Origin of the sequence: Rhodococcus sp. LB1, from assembly GCF_001583455.1 — a bacterium.
In the GTDB taxonomy this organism is placed as follows: domain Bacteria; phylum Actinomycetota; class Actinomycetes; order Mycobacteriales; family Mycobacteriaceae; genus Rhodococcus_F; species Rhodococcus_F opacus.
Genome location: NZ_LTCZ01000165.1, coordinates 473 through 5536, shown reverse-complemented (window position 1 = coordinate 5536; position 5064 = coordinate 473). Strand labels below are relative to the sequence as shown.

4 protein-coding genes and 4 pseudogenes are annotated in these 5064 nt (G+C 66.0%); 3 read left to right on the top strand and 5 right to left on the bottom strand.

Annotated elements, in window-relative coordinates; all coding sequences use genetic code 11:
• Positions 1-430, top strand: a pseudogene (locus AZG88_RS52765) (UPF0182 family protein); the annotation flags it as partial.
• 409 nt (positions 431-839) lie between these two features.
• Here AZG88_RS52765 and AZG88_RS55065 read toward each other — a convergent pair.
• From AZG88_RS55065 to AZG88_RS55655, 3 genes and pseudogenes are all read right to left on the bottom strand, one after another.
• Positions 840-1352 (bottom strand): annotated as a pseudogene (locus AZG88_RS55065) (DUF2252 family protein); the annotation flags it as partial.
• A gap of 28 nt (positions 1353-1380) precedes the next feature.
• Positions 1381-2310 carry an IS3 family transposase gene (locus AZG88_RS22475; RefSeq protein WP_061699139.1) on the bottom strand — a complete coding sequence of 310 codons (930 nt, stop codon included), beginning with the start codon at positions 2308-2310 and terminating at the stop codon, positions 1381-1383.
• Between the two features lie 369 nt (positions 2311-2679).
• A pseudogene (locus AZG88_RS55655) lies at positions 2680-2780 on the bottom strand (hypothetical protein); the annotation flags it as partial.
• A gap of 175 nt (positions 2781-2955) precedes the next feature.
• Here AZG88_RS55655 and AZG88_RS22465 point away from each other — a divergent pair.
• Entirely contained in the window at positions 2956-3981 is a 1026-nt protein-coding gene (locus tag AZG88_RS22465; RefSeq protein WP_331712293.1) for an MBL fold metallo-hydrolase, read from the top strand.
• Between the two features lie 133 nt (positions 3982-4114).
• Here the strand turns inward: AZG88_RS22465 and AZG88_RS52755 are convergent, their stop codons facing one another.
• Positions 4115-4369 (bottom strand): hypothetical protein, encoded by a 255-nt coding sequence (locus AZG88_RS52755; protein ID WP_061699135.1) that lies wholly within the window; start codon positions 4367-4369, stop codon positions 4115-4117.
• On the opposite strand from AZG88_RS52755, the pseudogene AZG88_RS55650 reads away from it, so the two are divergent.
• A pseudogene (locus AZG88_RS55650) lies at positions 4347-4475 on the top strand (preprotein translocase subunit SecA); the annotation flags it as partial. The gene AZG88_RS52755 and the pseudogene AZG88_RS55650 sit on opposite strands and share 23 nt — an antisense overlap.
• A 16-nt stretch (positions 4476-4491) precedes the next feature.
• Here the strand turns inward: AZG88_RS55650 and AZG88_RS53965 are convergent.
• On the bottom strand, positions 4492-5064 hold a 573-nt coding region (locus tag AZG88_RS53965; protein ID WP_231914135.1), incomplete at its 5' end, for a GGDEF domain-containing protein.

Sequence of the window (5064 nt, the reverse complement as noted above, 5' to 3'; positions counted from 1 at the left end):
TACTACGCCAACCTGCTGACTCTGCCGATCGCCGACGGCGGCGTCCTCTACGTCGAACCGGTGTTCACCGAACGTTTGACCAGCACGCCCAACAGTTCCACCTTCCCGCAGCTGGCCCGGGTACTGGTCAGCTATCGCGAGCCCGGCACGGGCGGGGTGCGGATCGGTTACGCCCCCACCCTCGCCGAGGCCCTCGACCAGGTCTTCGGCACCGGCACCGGCGCCGTTGCCACCGCGCCCGGCGGCGACGCCACCACACCACCACCTCCCGGCGGGCAACCGCCGGCGCCGGCCCCACCGGGCGCCCCGCCCGCCCCGCCGCCGGCGGCATCGGANNNGCACCGGCGACTTCACCGCATACGGCGCGGCCCTGGACCGCCTGCAACAGGCCATCGACGCCTACCTGGCCGCGGGCGGAACCCCGCGCTGACCCGTCCCCTCGGCGCGGTGGTCCGTGCAATGACGTTGTGCTGTAGAGAAAGTCACGGATTCGACGACGCCGGGTAGGGCCGGCCAGGACCACCCGGCGGCCGCGCACGAGCACCCCGTCCCGCCCTCCGCCGCCCTCGACCCGAGGGCAGCGTGCAGTGGTGTGAAGGTCGAACTCGAACCGCGTGCATCGTACGCAAGGAACGGCTTGCCTCGCGCTCGAGGTCCTCCAGGAATTCCTCGCGCTGTGATCTGTGAATGTGGGGTGCGCGAGGGTGGGCGGGCGTCGGGGGGCCCGGTATGCCGGATGTCAGGACAGTTCAATCAGGTGGTTGTGCACTGTGTTTCGGTGGAGCGGTGTTGTGGTTGTTTCCGGGCCTTATGAGTTGAGGGGTAGTTGTGGGTGTGGCTCACAAGTTGGATTGTGCCTGGACCGTTCCGGCGGCGCCGGCGGCGAGTGCGCTGCGATCGTGTTCGTTCTGGTCGGCGTAGGTCTCGGCGAAGTCGGCGAGTGCGTTGTCGAATGTGGTGGAGTTGCTGAGGTACGCCGAGATGGCGACTCGGTCGCCGGAGCGGGCGTGTGCGCGGGCGAGGGTCCAGCCGCAGAGCTGGGCATAGAGCTGCATGCTCCGGGGGCGCATGGTGTCGATGTCGGCGGACATCTTCCAGTCTCGGAGCCGGCGGAGGTAGTGGTCCTCGCCGCGCAGCGCGCGTGCTACCTCGGCGTCGATGCGCTCGATGATTACCGGTCGTATGTTGTAGGGCGCGACGAGGAGGTTGCGGTACTGCGTCTTCCGCGAGTAGCCGGTGAGGGAGTTGAAGAGGTCTGTGAGGTCGGCGCCGATCTCGGGTAGGGCGGTGAGGAGACTGACGTCCTCGTAGAGTCGGGCGGTCTTGGGGTGGTAGTTCCCGGTGCCGATGTGAGATTCCCCCGCTTCTCCGGAGACTTTTCTATCTGGCTCCGACGAGCTCGGGTTCGATGATATCTGTCTCCTGTCCGTCTGATCGGTCATAGTAGGCGCGTTCGTATTCGTCGGGTGACAGTCCGCGCAGGCCGGCCTGAATCCTGCGCGGGTTGTACCAACCATCGATGTAGCGGAACAATGCCGCCTCCGCCTCGGCTCTGGTGGCGAATATTCTTGCGGGCCAGTAGATAAGCTCGATCTTGAGTGTCGACCACAGGTTTTCGGCGAGCGCATTGTCGAAGCTGTCCCCGACGCTTCCGGTGGACGGGGCGATGCCCGCGTCGACGAGCCGCTGGGTGAACCGAACCGCCGTAAATTGACAGCCCTTGTCGCTGTGGAAAATCAACTCCCCGCCCCGGACATCGCGGGAGAACAGGGCATAGTCGAGCGCCGAGAGCACCAGGTCGGTGTCCGCCCGCGGGCCGGATCGCCAGCCGACCACCTTGTTCGAGAACGCGTCGCGCACACTCGCCAACCACAACACCCCCTCACCGGTGAGGATCCGCGTCAGGTCGGCCACCCACTTGGTGTTGGGCGCGGTCGCGGTGAAGTCCCGGTCCAGCAGATCCGGGGCGGCGGTGTGCCGCGGATTCTGCTTCGTCGAGCCACCCTTCCACCCCTTGCGCAGGTAGGCGCCTCGGCGTCCGCTCTCGCGCATGATCCGCTCGACCCGTTTTCGGCCGACCCGCACCCCGCGGCGGCGCAGCTCCAGCCACACCCGCGGGGACCCGTACGTGCCAGCGAACTCGTGTGAGGCGCGGATCTCGTCGATCAACGCCAGCAGCTCGGCGTCCTCACGTCGGCGCCGAGCGGGCAGGGTTGCTCGCGCCCGCCACTCGTAGTACGTCGACGAGGCGATACCCAGGACCCGCAATACGAGACCGACCGAAAAGTCATGCGCATCAATGAAACTCATGACCTTCTCCGGGTCGGGTCGATCTCCGCAGCGAAATACGCGCTCGCCGCCCGCAGCACCTCGTTCACCCGCCGCAGCTCCGCGACCTCCCGGGCCAGGCGCCGGTTCTCCTCCATCATCGCCGTCGATGGCCGGTCGTCGCGCTCCCCGGGATCGACCTCGGCCTGGCGGATCCAGTTCCGCAGGCCTCCGGGTGCACGTTCAACTGCTCGGCCAGCCGCCGGAGCACCGGCTTCGGATCCGACTCCCGATACAACCGCACCGCACGTTCCCGCAGCTCCGGCGGATACTTCCTCGTTCCCATGATGTCCTTCCTCGGTCTCCACATAAAACCTGGTTCGGAAGTGTCCGGAGAAACGGGGGAGGCTCAATGTGGCAGTAGCGCCGGACCACCACGAGGCAGGTCTGCAGTGGGTCTTGAGCCCGACCAGCCCGTACGCCACGTGCACGCCGGCCTGCTCCGGCTTGCGGGTCAAGCTGGTCTGCAGGCGGGGGTCATCAGTCAAGCTCCTGTCCCGTAACACCCAAAGGCCGGTCTGCAAGGACCAGGCGGAGATATCGTGAACCGCCGCACACAGTCGAGTGGCGTGTTAGAACGAACGTGTGGCACTCGGCGAACAGATCGAGATCGACGTTCGGACACGCATGATTGTGGGTCAAGAGCTCGATATGGCTGCTCGCCAGCCAGACGTGGGCAACGTGATCGTTCACCGAGCCGGAGATCTCCTGGTGCTCGTCGACAGCGGGGTAACAACCGTTATCCGCGACGCGATCCGATCCGCTGCTGACGACCTCGCTCCGTGGTCGAAGATCCTGCTGCTCACCACCCACGGTCACCCCGACCATGTCGGGAACAACGACATCATCACAGACCTCGGCGACGGACTCGACCGCTCGAACGTGCACCATTTCGTGAGCGCGCACGACGCGAGCCAGTACCACGATCACGGGCTCGCCTACTGGACAACGAGCCTGGATCGCGTGTCCGGCTTGGTACCGGGCTTCGAGGATCCGTCTGCGGCAGCTCTCCGACTCCTCGCCATGTACCAGCCCTACGTTCCCATCACCGACCTCACCCGGACCTACGAGGAACTCCCGCTCGATCATCTCGTCATCGGCTCTCAACACATGTCGGGTTGGTCGTTCGGCGACGGTGCCGTTCAGGTCATCCGCACCCACGGCCACTGCGCCGGCCAGGTCGTCGTCCACCTTCCCGAGGCGCGCTTGCTGCACCTGTCCGACGAACCTAACGGCCCGTGCGGCGCGATGCACGACGCCAACCAGATGAACATCTTCGCCGCGCTCGCCCAGGCGCTGACGCTGGTCGAGACCGATGCTGTCGGCATAGTCACCGAAGGCCATGCGTTCGAGGTGTTCGATCGCCCGACCGCAGCCGAGCGTCTGTCGACGCTGCTCGATCAGGCTTCGGCGCTCGACGGCGCCGCACAGGCACTGCTCAGCGGTGGCATCGACAACCTTCCGGCGTTCGTCGATGCCTTCATTGCGCGCTCCCAGTCGCTTGGCGTATCGGGTGCGAATCCGAATCCCATGTTCAACACCATGATGACGATCGCAAAGCTGCGCGAGCTGGGCCTCGTCGCGAAAGGCGAAGGTCCGCAGCAGACATGGAGCCGACCCGTGCTCGACGACTCGATGGGCGCACCATCATGATCGGTTGAATGGCTCTCGACCGATGTAGTTGCTGCCCCTTCCCATTCCACTTGCCTCGACGAATATGCACGAGTCGAATACACAGGGTTGCCAGTACAGTGCGTAGTAATGTGCTGTGGCAATGCAGTTGCGCTCACGCCCGACGCGCGCCACTTGCGAAAGTGCGGGTTTCGGGATCCGCTGATTCCAGACGCTGCAGCGCTGACGAATTCAGGTCGTTGCCGATCGAGTCCGGGCGCGAGGTTCGCGAGGTCGGGCATAATTCCGCGTTACAAACCTGCCAGTCGACGGCGGTGACCTCGGGCTCGAGACTGAGAGTGCTGATCGCCTCCTCGAGGAGCTTGTCATTGCGCTCTGTGGTGACCAGCGTCACCGTGGCGACCAACATGGCCGGTCGTGGTACCGACGTCGTGCTCGGCGGCAACCCCGACATCATCGCGCTCCGCAAGCAGGGGCTCGACCTCGTCCACACGCCCGACGACGACGAGGCGGCGGCGAGCGGAGTTCGAGTCAGGGGGCGAGGGCATATCCGCTTCCGGTGGCTTTGGCGTGGTACATGGCGGCGTCGGCGCGACGGATCAAGGCCTCCCGGGTTTCCTCCGGTCCGGCAACTGCGACACCGACGCTGGCGGTGAACCGAAGTTCGTGGCCGGCCGAGTCGGCCCCGATCTGCAGTTCGGTGACGCGGGTGGCGAGGGTGATGGCCTCGGTGGTGGTGGTGTCGGGGCAGACGATGAGGAATTCGTCGCCACCGATCCGGGCTACGGTGTCGGTGGGACGTATGACCGACTGTAGTTGTTCGGCCAACCGGATGAGGGCATCATCCCCAACCGCGTGGCCGAGCCGGTCGTTGAGGCTCTTGAACTCGTCGAGGTCGATCAGCAACGCGGCCACCGTGCGCCCGCTTCCGCGTGCGGTGTCCAGGGCGGCGTCGATCTGCTGGTGCGCCAGGGCACGGTTCGGCAGACCGGTCAGCGGATCGTGCAGGCTCAGATGCCGCAGCGCCTCCTCTGCCTCGATGCGCCGGATCGCCGCCGCCAGCACCGCGGTCACCGAGCGCAGAAACATCACCTCCCGGTCGGA